The sequence below is a fragment of the Aquamicrobium sp. LC103 genome, assembly GCF_001014615.2.
Classification (GTDB): domain Bacteria; phylum Pseudomonadota; class Alphaproteobacteria; order Rhizobiales; family Rhizobiaceae; genus LBCQ02.
Map to the genome: position 1 here is coordinate 177377 of NZ_LBCQ02000009.1, position 15017 is coordinate 192393.

General features: G+C 61.3%; 15 protein-coding genes and 1 pseudogene. 7 read left to right on the forward strand and 9 right to left on the reverse strand.

Going from position 1 to position 15017, the window contains the following annotated elements; all coding sequences use genetic code 11:
* Window positions 1-226 precede the first annotated feature (226 nt).
* The 3 genes and pseudogenes from XW59_RS18390 to XW59_RS18400 form a co-directional block, all read right to left on the reverse strand.
* A pseudogene (locus tag XW59_RS18390) lies at window positions 227-1081 on the reverse strand (fumarylacetoacetate hydrolase family protein).
* 12 nt (window positions 1082-1093) lie between these two features.
* Entirely contained in the window at window positions 1094-2791 is a 1698-nt protein-coding gene (locus XW59_RS18395; RefSeq protein ID WP_047146818.1) for a GMC family oxidoreductase N-terminal domain-containing protein, read from the reverse strand.
* Window positions 2788-4005 carry an enolase C-terminal domain-like protein gene (locus tag XW59_RS18400; RefSeq protein ID WP_047146819.1) on the reverse strand — a complete coding sequence of 406 codons (1218 nt, stop codon included), beginning with the start codon at window positions 4003-4005 and terminating at the stop codon, window positions 2788-2790. The genes XW59_RS18395 and XW59_RS18400 overlap by 4 nt, the downstream gene beginning before the upstream one ends.
* Before the next feature lie 97 nt (window positions 4006-4102).
* On the opposite strand from XW59_RS18400, the gene XW59_RS18405 reads away from it, so the two are divergent.
* From XW59_RS18405 to XW59_RS18435, 7 genes are read left to right on the forward strand one after another with little or no spacing between them, the layout of a single operon-like run.
* Window positions 4103-4789, forward strand: coding sequence for an FCD domain-containing protein (locus tag XW59_RS18405; protein WP_047146820.1), 687 nt, complete (start codon window positions 4103-4105; stop codon window positions 4787-4789).
* Window positions 4790-4821: 32 nt separating this feature from the next.
* Window positions 4822-6117 carry a sugar ABC transporter substrate-binding protein gene (locus XW59_RS18410; RefSeq protein WP_082137682.1) on the forward strand — a complete coding sequence of 432 codons (1296 nt, stop codon included), beginning with the start codon at window positions 4822-4824 and terminating at the stop codon, window positions 6115-6117.
* 6 nt (window positions 6118-6123) lie between these two features.
* Window positions 6124-7041 carry a sugar ABC transporter permease gene (locus tag XW59_RS18415; protein WP_047146822.1) on the forward strand — a complete coding sequence of 306 codons (918 nt, stop codon included), beginning with the start codon at window positions 6124-6126 and terminating at the stop codon, window positions 7039-7041.
* On the forward strand, window positions 7038-7859 hold the full coding sequence (locus XW59_RS18420) for a carbohydrate ABC transporter permease (protein ID WP_047146823.1): 822 nt from the start codon (window positions 7038-7040) through the stop codon (window positions 7857-7859). The genes XW59_RS18415 and XW59_RS18420 overlap by 4 nt, the downstream gene beginning before the upstream one ends.
* Before the next feature lie 4 nt (window positions 7860-7863).
* Entirely contained in the window at window positions 7864-8976 is a 1113-nt protein-coding gene (locus tag XW59_RS18425) for an ABC transporter ATP-binding protein (protein WP_047146824.1), read from the forward strand.
* Window positions 8977-8980: 4 nt separating this feature from the next.
* Window positions 8981-9727: an SDR family NAD(P)-dependent oxidoreductase gene (locus XW59_RS18430; RefSeq protein ID WP_047146825.1), complete on the forward strand. Its 747-nt coding sequence runs from the start codon at window positions 8981-8983 to the stop codon at window positions 9725-9727.
* A 10-nt stretch (window positions 9728-9737) separates the two neighbouring features.
* Window positions 9738-10151 (forward strand): heme-binding protein, encoded by a 414-nt coding sequence (locus XW59_RS18435; protein ID WP_047146826.1) that lies wholly within the window; start codon window positions 9738-9740, stop codon window positions 10149-10151.
* Between the two features lie 311 nt (window positions 10152-10462).
* On the opposite strand, the gene XW59_RS18440 is transcribed toward XW59_RS18435, so the two are convergent.
* The 6 genes from XW59_RS18440 to XW59_RS18465 form a co-directional block, all read right to left on the reverse strand.
* Complete coding sequence (locus XW59_RS18440; protein ID WP_047146827.1) at window positions 10463-11380, reverse strand: nucleotidyl transferase AbiEii/AbiGii toxin family protein; 918 nt, start codon at window positions 11378-11380, stop codon at window positions 10463-10465.
* Between the two features lie 2 nt (window positions 11381-11382).
* Window positions 11383-12093 carry a type IV toxin-antitoxin system AbiEi family antitoxin domain-containing protein gene (locus XW59_RS18445; RefSeq protein WP_047146828.1) on the reverse strand — a complete coding sequence of 237 codons (711 nt, stop codon included), beginning with the start codon at window positions 12091-12093 and terminating at the stop codon, window positions 11383-11385.
* A gap of 439 nt (window positions 12094-12532) precedes the next feature.
* Window positions 12533-12760 carry a hypothetical protein gene (locus XW59_RS18450; protein ID WP_136068325.1) on the reverse strand — a complete coding sequence of 76 codons (228 nt, stop codon included), beginning with the start codon at window positions 12758-12760 and terminating at the stop codon, window positions 12533-12535.
* A gap of 11 nt (window positions 12761-12771) precedes the next feature.
* Window positions 12772-13782, reverse strand: coding sequence for a GSU2403 family nucleotidyltransferase fold protein (locus XW59_RS18455; RefSeq protein WP_170990181.1), 1011 nt, complete (start codon window positions 13780-13782; stop codon window positions 12772-12774).
* Window positions 13783-14057: 275 nt separating this feature from the next.
* Window positions 14058-14336, reverse strand: a complete 279-nt coding sequence (locus XW59_RS18460; RefSeq protein ID WP_047146934.1) for an usg protein — start codon at window positions 14334-14336, stop codon at window positions 14058-14060.
* Between the two features lie 22 nt (window positions 14337-14358).
* Window positions 14359-14703: a hypothetical protein gene (locus XW59_RS18465; RefSeq protein ID WP_047146831.1), complete on the reverse strand. Its 345-nt coding sequence runs from the start codon at window positions 14701-14703 to the stop codon at window positions 14359-14361.
* Window positions 14704-15017: the final 314 nt, after the last annotated feature.

Sequence of the window (15017 nt, forward strand, 5' to 3'; positions counted from 1 at the left end):
TGTCACTATGGTCATTCTTGTATGCCACTGACCTTCTCGCGCAATTGCGAAGGCTCCCAAAAGGAGAAAATCAACCTTTGAATGCGTACGACATGGAGATGCTGCACCGTCGGGTAGAGAAGGCCCCCGATTGTCAGGGCTGGATGTTCGGATTCAATCCTCCGTTTTCCTGAACATAACCGCGGACTGCTTCAGTGGGAGGATCAGCGCCGCAAACGGCCGCAGCTTAGAACTCAGTCCACCATCCGGCGCGCACCATCTGGCGTTGCCGGCCCAGTCCCGTTATGGCCGTTCCATCATGTCACCCGGCTTCAGAAAGCGCGCTGGCTTGTACCCCATGCCCACGCCCGGTAGCGTACCGGTGGTGATCACATCGCCAGGCATGAGGCGCATGAACTGCGAGACGTAATGGACGATGTATGGAATTCGCAAAATCATCGTTCGGGTTGATCCCTGCTGCATAGGCTCGCCGTTAACTCGAAGGACCATGAGCAGAGCATCAGCGTCGACCTCCTCCGTGGTGACCAGCCATGGACCGAGTGGCCCAAAGGTCGGAGCACTCTTGCCCTTCATCCAGTTGCCGCCGCGCTCCAACTGCCAGGCACGCTCCGACACGTCGTTGCAGATGCAATAACCTGCGACATGGCTTAGCGCCTTGTCCTCGGAAACGTTCGACGCCTCGGTGCCGATGACAATGGCCAGTTCGATCTCCCAGTCGGTCTTTTCCGATCCGCGTGGAATAATCACGTCATCGTTCGGTCCCACGATGCAGGACGGGGCCTTGTTGAACAGTACGGGCTCGGACGGAACGGCCATGCCACTTTCCGCAGCGTGGTCGGCATAGTTCAGACCGACAGCGATGAGGTTCCCCACCCGCCCGACACAGGCTCCGAGCCTCGTATCAGCGTCGACTGGCTCGTAGTGTGGTCGGGTCGAGTGCTGCGATCCGCGCCAGGCTTTCGGGGTTGAGGGTACTGCCGTCGATATCGGTAATATGACCCGAAAGATCGCGAATCGTACCAGAATCATCCAGAAGTGCGGGCTTTTCCTGCCCCACGGGGCCAAAGCGGAGAAGCTTCATATCGTTTCTTTCCTATGTGCGGGAACAGATCAGACCATCCGCCAGTTTCTCGGCCAGCATGATCGTGGGCAGGTTGGTATTGGCGCGGGGCACGCAGGGCATGACCGAGGCGTCGACGACATGCAGTCCCTCGATTCCGTGGACTGCTCCGTCCTGCGCCGAAACCACCGCGCCGGCATCGTCGGCGCGGCCCATGCGGCAAGTGCCTGAAGGGTGATAGCCGCCGATCGTATGCTTGCGGATCATTGCTTCCATCGCTTCATCGTCGCGGAGCGCCGTCAGGATGTCGTCGCCGCTCGCGAACAGCCGGTCGATCAGCACCTTGCGGAGGGGCGCTGGACCTTCCGTCAACAGAGCAGGCCCCAGCGTTACCAGCCAGTTGCGCAGATTGACCCCGCCGACGAGCCTCGCCATGGCACCATGGGTGGCGGCAAAGGGGTCGCTGCAAACCTTGCCCATTTCGGCGCTGGCATAGAGCGACCACATGCGCCGAACGGCCAGCTTCATCCGCGCCATGTCGCGGCTGTCGGACAGCATTTGGAATGCGATCTCGGGTCGCGTTGCCGGATCGGCCGGGTTTAGCTTTACCCAACCGGTGGAATAGGGCTTGTTGATCCAGCTGAACAGCGAGCCGATCCGCCGGCCGATCGGATGCCAGGCGGATTTCGACACGACCACCATGAACATATCGCCATGCCCGCATCCCTCGATCTCCGAGGAGTAGCGCCAGGCCGCCTGCACATGCCGCCGCGGGGTCTTGCCCAAACGAGATCCGCGCCGAATCCACGAGGACATGGCGATGGACGGATGCTCGTTCAGATTCCGTCCGACGCCGGGCAGGTGATGGAGAACCTCGACCCCGGCCAGCTTCAGATGGTCCGCATCGCCGATGCCTGCGCGCATCAGCATGACAGGGCTTTCCAACGCTCCTGCCGAAAGGATGATGCGGCGGGCGAGGATCCGCTCCTGCCCGATCTGCACACCGATGGCTCGGCGGTCCTCCATCAGCAGATGGCTCACCCGCGCTCCCGAGCGAATGGTCAGGTTCGGGCGGCGGCGGGTCTCGACGTCCAGATAGCCCATCGCAGCAGAACTGCGGGCACGCCGATCCGTCGTCAGCGACATGGGAAACCAGCCGTCCTCGAAGACGGCGTTCTGGTCACCGATATTGCGGTAGCCCTCCACCTGTAGCGCCCGCATGGTCGCACGCGTGAAGCCCGGCCATTCCTCGGGCATCACCCGGCTGACCGAGATCGGGCCGGCGTCGCCATGCAGCGGCCCCTGATAGTCCATGTCGGTTTCGAGCTTGCGGAAATAGGGCAGGACGCATTGCCAATCCCAGCCTTCAGCCCCCACGGCATCCCATTCGTCGTAATCGGCAGGCAGGCCGCGGTTGCCGATCTCGCCGTTCATGCTGGAGCCGCCGCCGACGACGCACGGCTGAATGTAAGGCTTCGGCGGCGGGCGGCGCGACTCGTCGTGCGAAACCGGCATCAGCCACGCGTTCAGGTCGCGCCGCTGATAACCGGGGTTGAAGGCCGCGCGATAAGGATACACATCGCGAATCTCTTCCGGCTCAAGCCCAGGCTGGAAGTCCGGACCCGCTTCGATCAGCAGCACCCGGCTCGCTCCCGAGGCGGACAGGCGATGGGCCAGCACGCAGCCGGCCGGGCCCCCGCCGACGATGATCTGATCATAGGCGGCCGTCATTTCGCCGCCCCGTCCGTCTTCAGTGTGAATTCCTGATAGGCGGTGCGGTTGGCGAGGATATAGTTCCAATCGTAATCCACGCCGAGGCCGGGGCCATCAGGAACCGGCATGCATCCGTCGTCACCGATGTCCTCCAGCGCGTCGCTGTAGCCGGAGCCGAAGACGGGTGGCGTTGGATTGGCCACGCCAGGAGCCACCAGTGACAGTTCGTACCAGTTGGAATTGCGCATCGCGGCCATGCAGTGGCGTTGCGCCGGGCCGGCGGCGTGGATCTCGCAATCAAGGCCGAAAGCCTCAGCCAGATGCGCCGTCTTCATCGTGCCGGTGATACCCATGTCATAGTCGGGATCGACGCGCAGGTAGTCGGTGGCGCGTTCATGCAGCCAGGCTGCCTTGCTTTCCAGCCCGCGCACATGCTCGGTCAGCATCAAGGGGGTGTGAATGTTCTCCTTCAGCTGGCGCGCGGCATGGGGCGACCAGCCGGCATCCATGAAGGGATCCTCATACCAGACATAACCGCCCTCGTCGCAGGCCTTGCCGACATAGATGGCATCGGTGAGCGTGCGCAGTTCGCTTGCGGCATCATACATCAGATCCATCCGGCCGCCGACGCGCTTGGCGCACAGCAGCAGGTTTGCCGCCTCCTCGCGCGGATCACCCTCCCCCCAGCCGTGAATCTTGTAACCGCGATAGCCGAGCGCCAAGCACTCCTCGGCGAAATCGGCATAGGCCTCGATGCTGTCGAGGATTCCGTCGCGGCCGCCGTTCAGGGTGCTGGCATAGGTGGGCAGCCGCTGGCGATAGCCGCCCAGAAGGCGCCAGACGGGGCGCTTGACCGCTTTGCCGACCAAGTCCCACAACGCGATGTCCAGGGCGGAATGGCCGATCGCCATATAGTGGCGATGGGCCCGTTTCAGTTTGTTGTAGATCGCCTCCCGCTCTTCGGCATCCTCGCCGAGGATAAGGCCGGCCGCCGCCTTCACCTGGCCGACCATGGCGCCGTTCTTGCCGCTGTGGACGCTGCAATACTCGCCCTGGCGACCGTCTTCGGTTTCGATCTTCACGGCAAAAGCCGAAAGTCGCGATTTCGCACCCTTCATGACGCAGCGATTGCCGCTGCCGTCCACCCCGAGCCCATCAACCGTGTAGCCGAACTCATGTATTTCGATCCGCGAGATCCGTGCTTCCGGTCTGGCGCCTATCAATCTTTTCATGGCGATCCCTAACAATTTCCGCTTGCAATCCAAAAATCTGTCCTACAGAATATGATTAATCATACTGATTATGGGTCGTCAACGGGAATTGAGCGGAATGATAGGGACCGACGAAAGCCGTGCGGAAACCGCCTACAGGCAGATTGCGGGCTATATCGATGGGGTCGAGGATGGCGCACGCCTGCCGCCGGAATCGGATTTCGCCGAAATGTTCGGCCTATCGCGCGCCAGCATCCGCGAAGCCCTGGCGCGACTGCGGGCCGAGGGCGTGGTGCGCTCGCGCAAGGGGTCGGGGACTTATGCCATGCGCAACGTCGCTCCCGAAATGGTGCGGCTTTCGGTGATTTCCTCGGCGCGTGAACTGGCGGAATGGCATGAGGTGCGTCTCGCCCTTGAAAGCGAGGTCGCCGCGCTGGCCGCCGATCGACGTAGCGAAGAGGATCTCGCTTGCCTCAAGGCGGCGCAGGAGCGGTTGATGATCAGCCTCCTGACCGGGCGAGGCGAGCGTGAGGATGTCGCCTTCCATGCCGCGTTGGCAGTCTGCGCGCACAATTCCAAACTGTCGGACGCCCTTGGCCGCCTGACCTCTCACATCTTCAACTGGGGCAACTTGTCCGCGCAACGCTCGGTTCTGACCATGGCCGAACGACGCGAACTGATCGCCCTGGAGCATGGTGCGATTGTAGCCGCTGTTGCGGCGCGTGACAGCGATCGCGCCCGGGCCGAGATGCGGCGCCACCTGCTTGCCGGCCGAACCAGGGTTCTGAGTGACCTGCAAGTGTGAGGAATCACATCAAATGAGGAGGAGTTTGTCTCATGAAATCAAAGACCTTTGACAGAAGGACAGTCCTGCGCGCCTGCGCAGCAGGGCTGGCGTTTGCCGGGCTGCCCCGGTTGGCATCGTCGCAGGCTCTTTCGGGAACAGTCCGGATATGGACCTTCCTGGGTGCCGATGGTCAGTCCCCTCGCGAGGTGGTGCTGCGCGAGATCATCGAACGCTTCACCAGGAACCATCCCGACGTCGATGTCGTAGTGGAGGCCCAACCCTTCCAGGAGCTCGAGGTCAAATTCGTCGCCGCCTCGGCACAAAACCGCGCGCCGGATGTGATCTGGATGCGCGACACCTTCCTCGGTCTTGTCCAGCAGCGCGGCGCGCTGGCGAACCTGGACGATCTGCTGTCGGCGGAATTCAAGACGAACGTGCTGCCGGATCTCTACCCGGTTTTTGCCGAGAAATCGGTTTTCGATGGTAAGCGCAGCTCGCTTCCGCTCTGGCCGAGCCCGGCTCAGGCCATCTTCTATCGGAAGGATGCGTTGGCCGAGCTCGGGTTGGAAGCGCCACCGCTGACCTGGGATGAATTCATCCCAGTCGCGGGCAGGCTGACCAAGGGCGATCGGTTAGGTTTCGGCCTGCCGACAAACGACAACAGTGTCTCCGCTTTCATCAACATCCTTTCGGGTTTCGGGCCCTCGATCTTCGACGCGACAACCGGTCAGTTCGACGTCGCGGGCGCCGAGGCCAAGGAGGTCGGAAATGTTGTCAGACAGCTTGTCGCGAATGGCGCGCTGTCATCCACCCTCCTGAACGCCATGGGCGACGACATCCAGGATCAATTCGCATCGGGACGTTTTGCGATCGTGCAGGCCTTCGCACCACGCTTCCAGCAGTACAAGCAGATCGCGGCCGCCTATGACGGCAACGATCTCGCTGTATCGGCCTGGCCGGGATTCGGCGACAGGCCTCCGGCCGTGCTGCTCGGTCCCTACTGGACCGTCGGCGTTTCGGCCAAGTCCGCCAATCCGGCGCTGGCAACGGCCTTCGTCGAGAGCCTCTACAGCCGGGAGGCCTCGATGAGTTGGGCAAAGACCGCCGGATTGGTCCCGGACCGGATGTCAGCGCTCAAGGATCCCTATTTCGGCACACCCGAGGCAGCTGACATCCACAACTTCACCGAGTTGCTGTCAGCTCCCGGCGTGATGACGTTCCCGCAGCGCATGCCCGACATCACCAAGGTTTTCCCAGTGATGAACACCGCACTGCAAGAGCTGATCGGCACGGATGAAAGCGTGGATGCCATTCTTGACCGCGCGAAATCGACGTTGGGTTGGTGAAAAGGCATGCAGCACCCTCCCCTTGCATCGCAGCACAGCCTTGATGTGCTCGCGCGGCGGGCCAGGCTTGTGGGCTCCTCTCTCGTGGGGCCCGCGCTGCTGCTGGTCGTTGCCATCAACATTCTTCCCGCCATCTATGGCTTCTATCTGAGCCTGCATGAGGTCTTCTTCTTCGGAAACGAGGGCTTTGCCGGGCTGAAGAACTATACCGAACTCTTGCGCGACTCCTTTGCCTGGCAGGCGATCGGTCGCTCGCTTCTGTTCACCTTCGCCTCGCTGGCCATCGCCGTGCCGCTGGCCCTGCTGGCAGCGATGGGAGTCCGGCGCCTGGGGCGTTGGGGCAGCGTTCTTCTGACGGTGCTGCTCGTGCCCTGGGCTATGAGCCCGATCGTGGTGGCGCTGCTTTGGAAGTGGATACTCGTGCCATCGCCCGGCGGGCTGGTGGGAGCCATCTTCACCGCCTTCGGCATGCCGCCTCAGGACCTGTTGACCGATCCGGTACTGGCCATGCCTACGTTGATCATCGTTGCCGTCTGGCGAAACTTTGCCTTTGCCACGATCATCCTGATCGGCGGTCTGGGGCAGATTCCGCGGGACCTCTACAAGGCAGCTTCGGTCGACGGGTTGGACGCCTGGGAGAGCTTTTGCAAGATCACCCTGCCACTCTTGGCACCATCGTTGCTGATCGTCATCTCGATGCTGACCATCAGTTATTTCAACGAGGTCCAGCTGATCATCGGCCTGACCGGCGGTGGCCCGATCCGGCAAACCAGCACACTGGCCTATTCGCTTTACCACACCGGTTTCGTCGAGCTGAACCAGGGCAAAGGCAACGCGATCGCCGTGATCATGTTCCTGATCAACATGGGATTGATCGCCGTCTATATCCGCATCCTGGGCAAGCAGGCGGGAGCCGCCGCATGAAGATCCTGTCGCGAACCTTGCTGCTTCTGGCCTGTCTGCTTGCCGCGATCGTAGCGCTCGGGCCGATCCTCTGGGCGGTCTCGACCTCGTTCAAGTCGACCAATCGGATCTTCGCCGTCCCGCCCGAGATCGTGCCGCAGATCCCGACCACCCAGCACTATTCGAAGCTTGCGGCAGAGGGCGTGCAATGGGCCTTTCTGAACAGCACAGGATATGCGGTGCTCGCGGTGCTGATCGCGCTGATCCTCGGGTCGATCGCGGGATACGCACTGACGCGCTATCCGGTGGCGGGCAAGCCGGCAATCCTGCTGGTCTTCCTCGGTGCCATGGCGGTACCCGGTTTTGCCGTGCTGCTGCCCACCCAGATGCTAGCAACCGGCCTTGGCTTGTACAACACTTGGGCGATCCTGCCGATCATCTATGCCGGTCATATCCTGCCTTTCGCGGTCTGGGTGACACGGTCGCATTTCGCGACCATCCCACGCGAGCTGGAACAGGCCGCCGAGATCGACGGCTATTCCCGCGCCGAGGCCGTGTGGAAGATCGTGCTGCCGGGGGCGAAGCCCGCATTGCTCGCCGCCGCAACTTTCGGCTTCCTGCATTGCTGGAACGATTATGTCACCGGATCGACCATGGTGGATTCCCCCAATCTGCGCACGCTTCAAGTCGCGCTGATCTTCTTCCAGGGCTTCCACGGTCGCGACTGGGGAGCGCTGATGGCGGGCGTCGTCATCGCAACCATCCCGCCGGTGCTGATCTTCCTTCTGTTCCGAAAGTTCCTGATCGGCGGCTTCGCTGACGGATCAATCAAAGGCTGAGTTAATGACCCAACCAAAGCCCAACCCGGCGCAGTCGGTGCGCCTCATGAATGTCGGCAAAAACTACGGTGCGGTCTGCGCAGTCTCCGGCATCGATATCTCGATCGAACCGGGGCAGTTCGTCACGCTGCTAGGCCCCTCGGGCTGCGGCAAGAGCACGACGCTTAACATGATCGCCGGTCTCGAGATGCCCTCCGAGGGCCGGATCATGATCGGCGACCGCGACGTGACCGCGGTGAAGCCGGCTGACCGCGACATCGCCATGGTCTTTCAGTCCTATGCGCTCTACCCGCACATGACGCTTTACGAGAACATCGCTTTTCCGATGCGATCCCGCCGACGCCGCACCCCCGAGCCCGAGGTCAATCGCAAGGTTCTCTCGGCCGCGAAGATGCTGGGGCTTGAGAGCATGCTCGACCGTTTCCCGCGCCAGATCTCGGGTGGTCAGCGTCAGCGCGTGGCGCTGGGCCGCGCCATGGTGCGGACGCCGACGGTCTATCTGCTGGATGAACCGCTTTCCAATCTCGACCAACAACTGCGCGTGCAGATGCGCTCCGAGCTGAAAGACATACACCAGCGGCTCGGGGCGACCATGCTCTATGTCACCCATGACCAGAGCGAGGCGATGACCCTGTCGGATCTGGTCGTGGTCATGTCGAACGGGCGGATTGAACAGGTCGGCAGCCCGCGCGAACTTTACAACAATCCTGCCAATCTCTTCGTCGCCCGATTTCTGGGCGAACCCGGGATGAACATCCTGGATGGCGTCGTCGAAAACGGGAGGCTGCGCGGCGCCGACTTCGATTTCGCCCTGCCGGAAGTCGCGGCCAATGCCGGAGACAGGATTTCGGCCGGCATCCGGCCCGAGGACCTGCAACGCGATCCGCGGGACAATCCCGCCATCCGGGGCATCGTGCGGACCGTGGAATATCTGGGCTCGCGCAGCCTGGTGCGGGTCGGCGTCGGTGAACGGACGATCACTGCCTTCCTGCCACCATCCGACGACATTCCCGCCGGTGCAAAGATCGGTCTGTCCCCGAGCGACCCCGACAAGATGCGTTTCTTCCAGACCGACAGCGGCGGCTCGCTGCACCACCCCCAGAAGACTTCAGGTTGAGAGAATGAACAGGATTTCACTGGACGATCAGGTTGCCGTTGTTACCGGCGGTGCGCAGGGCATCGGGCTGGCGATCGCCGGACGGCTCGTAGCCTCGGGCGCTAAAGTCAGCCTCTGGGACCGTGACCTCGAAGCGCTGGACAAGGCTCTCGGCCTGCTTGGCCCCATGGCCTCCGCCAGGCAGGTCGACATCACGGATCTGGCCGGGCTCAGCCGAGCCCATGCGGAAGTCGAAGCCGGGGTCGGCCCGATCTCGATCCTGGTCAATTCGGCGGGGATCGCCGGCAGCAATTCCCCGCTCGATGCCTATGATCCCGACGAATGGCGCCGGGTGATCGAGATCAACCTGAACGGCACGTTCTACGTCAACAAGGTGATCGTGCCCGGCATGAGGGCACGCAACTATGGCCGGATCGTCAACATAGCCTCGGTCGCGGGCAAGGAGGGCAATCCGAATCTGGCCGCCTATTCGGCCGCCAAGGCGGGAGTGATTGGCCTGACGAAGTCCCTCGGCAAGGAACTGGCCGGCCATGACATCGCAGTCAATGCGATCACCCCCGCGACGGCCAGGACCCGTATCCTCGAGACTCTGAAGGAGGAGTTCATCGAATACATGTTGTCGCGCATTCCGCGCCGCCGCTTCCTCGAGGTCGACGAGGCGGCCGCGATGGTGGCTTGGCTCGTCAGCCGGGAAAACAGCTTCACCACCGCCTCGGTGTTCGACCTGTCCGGCGGCCGTTGCACCTATTGAGGAGGCGAGCATGGAACTGGAACGGGCACAGGGATTGATCTCGGCGGTCTTTGCCGCCGGAAAGGTCCGGGCCACCAGGCCCCTTGCCGCCGTGGTCGTCGATGCAGGGGGCCATGTCGTGGCCTCGGCCCGTCAGGACGGCGCGACGATCGCACGGCACGATTTTGCGTTGGCCAAAGCCTGGTCCTCCATCGCCCTTGGCCTCGACACGCGCGAATTGGCCCAGCGAGCCGAGACCAATCCGGCGTTCTTCTCTGCGGCCTGTACCCTGTTTTCGGGCCGGCTGCTCCCGACCCCAGGGGGGATCGTACTTCGCGATGGAGACATAATCCTGGGCGCCCTCGGTGTGTCGGGGAACACAGGCGAAGCCGACGATGCCTGCGCCGAGGCCGCAGTGCGGGATGTCATGGCACTCCCGACGTGAAAGGGACGCTGTGCGAAGCCGGTATGTCCGACGAATGCCCAGCCGGCGCCGCGCGACTTACTTTTTTGGGGATCGCCAGTGATTGCGGTAGCCGACACGGTCGAACTGGCCGAGCTTTCTCATATCGATGTGGACATCTCCGCGGGATGGTCATGTTCCTAGAGCCTGAACCGGTCGGCCGGCCGATGTGCTAGCCGGTTCAGCGCTGACGGCGCAAGGCTACGATATGCTATCCGAAAGCAGACCGTCACCGACGGCCCCAAAACAGATCATGCGACAAGCATGCCTTACACTGACCGGTTCTCTTGTCCTCACATCTTCAATTTCTCTTCCAATCTTGCCAGCAGGTCGGCGTGTTTGCGCGGGTTGGACTGCTTCAGTTTGCGAATGTTCTCAAGCTTCCATTTCACGGCGGGCATATGCTGCAGTGAGGGAAACGGCAGGAGGCTCCAGTCGGGTTCTCCAGCTTTCAGGCCGATGAGAAAATCCCGCTCCGTGCGTGTTAGGCTTTTGGGCAACTCCTCGAACAGCCAGATGCGGGTTTCCTCAAGTGCTTCCAGGCCGACTTCATCCCGCGTCATGCCGACAAAGTCATTGCGATAGGCGGCTTCGAGCGGTTGCGGGTTCGGCGTCAGGATTTCGTTGATAGGTCGATTGTGGGCAGCGACATAGGCGACGAATGTCTGGCGTATGTCGGTGGTCAGCCCTTCGTTCCACCGTAGCAGCAGGCAATCGAACCAGTCGCGCGGGTGCTGGCGGTCCATCGCGGCGACAAGTTTGCTGCCATAGAGTTCCGCAGGCGCCAGGATCGGTAGCCTGAGGGTGCGCTTGAATTCATCCGCCGCCGATGCGCAGAGTTCGGCCGAGCGCACGGGCAGCAGTGTACCACGGCCGACCGGGTTGACCTCAACCTTGACCTCGGAAAGGCCCCGGCGCACAAAGAGCTTGATATCGCCGGTGCCAGTCGATGCTTGCCGCCTGACTGCAAGTCCGCGCCGCTCCAACTCGGTCGCTGCCCGATCCAGTTCTTGGGATATGGCGCTGAGGACTTCCTCGCGCGGTCGATCGCCATGAATGTAGACCACGTCGATATCAACCGAGAGCCGGGGCATGTCGCGGTGAAAAAGATTGATGGCTGTGCCGCCCTTCATGGCGAAATTCCCACCCCGGAAAATGAGCGGCGCGACATCGAGCAGAAGCTGCACGGTATCGAAATAGCGTTTGTCCACGGTCAGGTCCTGATCGTGCCGGTTGCGTGGCGGCGTACATAGGGCGTGGCCGATCCAGTGTGGATCCGGGTCATGTCGAGTTCCTCCATGATGGGGAGGGAAACTTGTTTGGCGAGGTTCAGGAAAAGCCGCACCGCCTTGACGCTGCGACAATTCTCCAGAAGCGGTTGCATCAGCGTCGCGCGCAGGCCGAACAGGCTTTCGACGAGGTGGGTGGCCTCCTCCAGCGTTTGATGTTGCGGAACTCCCCACAGCATTTCCAGCACGGCGCGTTCGGGTTCGGCAACCCGCAGACTCGCCATGTCGCGCCACGGCGCAACGCCCTGGTCATCATCGTCAAAAAGGCGACGCTTCCGCACTGTGAGCGGAAAATGCGCCTGCATCCATTCAGGCAAACGGAACGGGCTTTGCGCGAAAAGTTCGGTATCGGGACGATGGGAAAGATTGTGCTGGTAGCCGTGCCAAGCCAACGCAGTCCTGCCGCCGATATGGAAAGTGCCCGGCAGGGCCGCCAGGGAAAGGAGCAGTTCCGGTTCATCTCCGGTGCGCAGGAACCAGCCGTGCCCGAGCCTGACGAGCCAACCCGCCTGAACGTAATGATAGGCCAGTTGCGCTGACACGCCCTGCTCGGCGAGCCAGGCCGCTGTCAGCGGCTGGCCCGGCCGGGCATGCGTCAGAACCTGTTTCAAAAGACCGTACTTTTCTAAAGCCATGCTATATATTTGGGCTGAAGTGCCACACTGTCAATACGGCCAGTTTTAGAAATACATATCTTTATAAAGCTCTGCTTTATAATTTGCCATACTAGTGCATAAGGGTCATAAGCGTTCAGTTAGGATTGGGCGATTCCGTTTCGGCTTTCGACCCCGCGCGGTAAGCATGACTACACCGCCAGAAGCCGCGAGAACAATCGGAGCCTGTAGCGTATTTCTGGTAGGGGTGGGGATTGACGGTAGCGGTCCTAAGACTCGATAACCTAACGTTGTATCTCCTACGCTGGAACGCGCCAGAGCGACATCATCCCCTCGGCCGAGTTGATCGACCGCTACTTCAGCAGATGGACCCGCAAGTGGGTGCCATGCGCCTGAAGTCGGTCGTTCCGATCGCTCATGGTGCCTCCGGAAGCGGACGCTTTGCATTGGATTTTCAACGTCAGCAATGCGAGATAAGGCAGTCACGTGATGTTTTGATCAGGGTCGCCCAGCGAAACCCCGTGGTCGATCCCATCCAGTATCGGTGCAAGTGAAGTGAGACCCATCTCGTCGATGCCATTGCCGCTTGGGAAACGTAAACGACCACGATCGGCGCCAACACCAGCATCATGACGATCATCATGATGTCGATCATCGCTATCGGTCTGATCGTGCCGATCATCGCCACGACGCTCGCCACTAAATACTGTTGAGGGTGTTCATTGTGTCCCGCATCCGCTTCAACGAGTTCGCTATGTGTTCGCGCCAGCGGGGGCCGACGTCCATTGCGGTTTCATAGGCTCGGCGCAGATCGTCCGGCCGGTCCTCGGCCATCGCCTCGACCAGAAACGCCGCCTGCTCGCGGTCCTTCGACGCTTTCAGGCTGCCCGCTCCATCACGCCGCCGATCAGCGATAATTAGCTTATGGATCGCGTACCTCTCGGGGCGAGGCACCTGTACCAGAACGCCGGATCTGTAGATGGCCGCCGCGTGGATCGGTTCGGCGATCAGGAAATTCAGGTAGTTCAGTGCCTGCGCGTTGACGCCGAGTGCGGGTAGGTCGCGGATGGTTTCCTCACCGAATGCGGGGGTGAGGAACTCAACCAACTGGCCACTGCCGCCCTGCGCCCAGCGCCATGTGCGCCCCCGGTCGAGTTCCGGTAGGGGATCGAACTTCAGCGCCGAGAACGTCTCGGCCAGGCCCGGGGCGACCTGATCCTCTAGAGCAACGCTGAGCTTTTCGAATTGGGCGATGTCAATGTCGCCGGTGTTTGCCATTCCGCCCAAGGGCAACCGAATACCAAGCTCACCTTCATATAGGCGAAATGCATTCGTCCCAACGATGGTGCCGCCCAGCCGAAACGTCCCTGCGTCCGCCATGGCGGATAAGATGGAACCGGTCGCCCGGTCCGTCGGTGTCATGCCCTCCGCCCGCAGCAGACGGACCAGCCGTGACCGCTCAGCCTGCCGTTCCTTCGCTGTCATGTGCAGTGCCTCGATACGGTCGATGCGCTCGCGCGTTTCGTCACTGTCTTCGCCAATGTAGAAGAAGCGCATCTCTGATCCGACGCGGCGTGCGGCATACCAATAGGCCTTGTCGCCGCGTCGTTTTAGGGTCGGTTTGCCCTCGGCACCGGACACTGCATCGTCCTTCAAGAGCCGGACCAGATCGGTATACGCGCTCATCGCGATGCTGCTGAGTGGAGTCATGCCTATCACTTTCAGTTTTTGCTTGGCACAAATATGCCTATCAAAAGCTCAAATTGCTAGGCATTTCTGGAAAAAGAAGTTGGCAGTATAGACGCGGCGGATTGATTTTTATCCCTGAGCCACCTTTCAACAACCGCTTTAGGCTCATCGAAACCGACTTTCGCCACAGGTAGCTTGGTCGGCTGCGCGCCCTCATTCCCGCCATTGCCGCTTTATTGCCGGTGCACAAAAGCGGACATTAGGTGATGCCGCCTTCGCGTCGCGCTCCGTTACTGTCAGTGGATCGAAATGATACCGTCGACGGCGCGCCACTCCGATGGTTTGATCAGCCGATGGTGTGCGACGCGGACCGAATGCAGCGGACCTTCCAACTCGCGTCCCCAATAGTCGAGAAAACCCTTCAACTCAGGAAACTCAGGCGCGAGGTCGTAGTCCTGCCAGACATAGAGCTGCAGCAGGCTCGGGTGATCCGGAAGATGGTAGTGGATCTCGGCAGTGGTCAGGCCGTAGCCGTCCATCTGCAGGCGGAATTCCCTGCTGACCGATGTCACCATGCTTGTCTCCTTTTGCGAACCTTCAGGCATCCAGCCTGTCGAAGCTGTCGCGAAGCTCACCCGATCCGGACCGGCGCGTTGATGCATCGCTGTCGAGCTGCCGCAGCGCATCCATGATCTGGTCGAAGGAGATCGGTTGTTCAGTACCTGCCGGCTGGCGTAGCGCCGGCATCGATTCCACAGCGCAGGCGTCCGAAGCCCAGGACGCCAGGATTGCGCGTTTTTCCTGAAGGTCGAGCATGGCGTCGCTCAGCACGTCATGGGGATGCTTGAAGTGCTTCGCCGGAGCAAGCAGGCGGTCGAGCGAAAGGTCGGATGTTTCGGGGGCAAGAGAGGGAATGATCGGCGAGAGCGTCTGTCGGTTCATCGATGTCCTCCGTCTGCAAAAATTCCTCGGATTGCATTCAGGTTCCGGCTGCGCAGGTACGAGCTAGGTGCGGATAATTTTGTTCGGCTATTCGAAAAATTCAAGCGCGAAAATCCTGCGATCAAACGAAATAGCTGCATGATAACAGCCTGTTGGCACTCCTATGCGGTGAGTGCTAAAATTTTTGCTTCGACCTCTTGAAACGGAAAAATCGCGAAACTAGCTCGATATACGCGCGCGAAGCCTGGCGAAGGGTCGCGGCGCTCCGCACCGGTCCGACAGTGCCGGTCCGGTGCGGAGGAACCTCAAAAATC

Excerpts from the sequence above, each read along its gene's own strand:
- XW59_RS18395 (WP_047146818.1), bottom strand. The coding sequence starts at position 2,791 with ATGACGGCCGCCTATGATCAGATCATCGTCGGCGGGGGCCCGGCCGGC.
- XW59_RS18400 (WP_047146819.1), bottom strand. The coding sequence starts at position 4,005 with ATGAAAAGATTGATAGGCGCCAGACCGGAAGCACGGATCTCGCGGATC.
- XW59_RS18405 (WP_047146820.1), top strand. The coding sequence starts at position 4,103 with ATGATAGGGACCGACGAAAGCCGTGCGGAAACCGCCTACAGGCAGATT.
- XW59_RS18410 (WP_082137682.1), top strand. The coding sequence starts at position 4,822 with ATGAAATCAAAGACCTTTGACAGAAGGACAGTCCTGCGCGCCTGCGCA.
- XW59_RS18415 (WP_047146822.1), top strand. The coding sequence starts at position 6,124 with ATGCAGCACCCTCCCCTTGCATCGCAGCACAGCCTTGATGTGCTCGCG.
- XW59_RS18420 (WP_047146823.1), top strand. The coding sequence starts at position 7,038 with ATGAAGATCCTGTCGCGAACCTTGCTGCTTCTGGCCTGTCTGCTTGCC.
- XW59_RS18425 (WP_047146824.1), top strand. The coding sequence starts at position 7,864 with ATGACCCAACCAAAGCCCAACCCGGCGCAGTCGGTGCGCCTCATGAAT.
- XW59_RS18430 (WP_047146825.1), top strand. The coding sequence starts at position 8,981 with ATGAACAGGATTTCACTGGACGATCAGGTTGCCGTTGTTACCGGCGGT.
- XW59_RS18435 (WP_047146826.1), top strand. The coding sequence starts at position 9,738 with ATGGAACTGGAACGGGCACAGGGATTGATCTCGGCGGTCTTTGCCGCC.
- XW59_RS18445 (WP_047146828.1), bottom strand. The coding sequence starts at position 12,093 with ATGGCTTTAGAAAAGTACGGTCTTTTGAAACAGGTTCTGACGCATGCC.
- XW59_RS18455 (WP_170990181.1), bottom strand. The coding sequence starts at position 13,782 with ATGACTCCACTCAGCAGCATCGCGATGAGCGCGTATACCGATCTGGTC.
- XW59_RS18460 (WP_047146934.1), bottom strand. The coding sequence starts at position 14,336 with ATGGTGACATCGGTCAGCAGGGAATTCCGCCTGCAGATGGACGGCTAC.
- XW59_RS18465 (WP_047146831.1), bottom strand. The coding sequence starts at position 14,703 with ATGAACCGACAGACGCTCTCGCCGATCATTCCCTCTCTTGCCCCCGAA.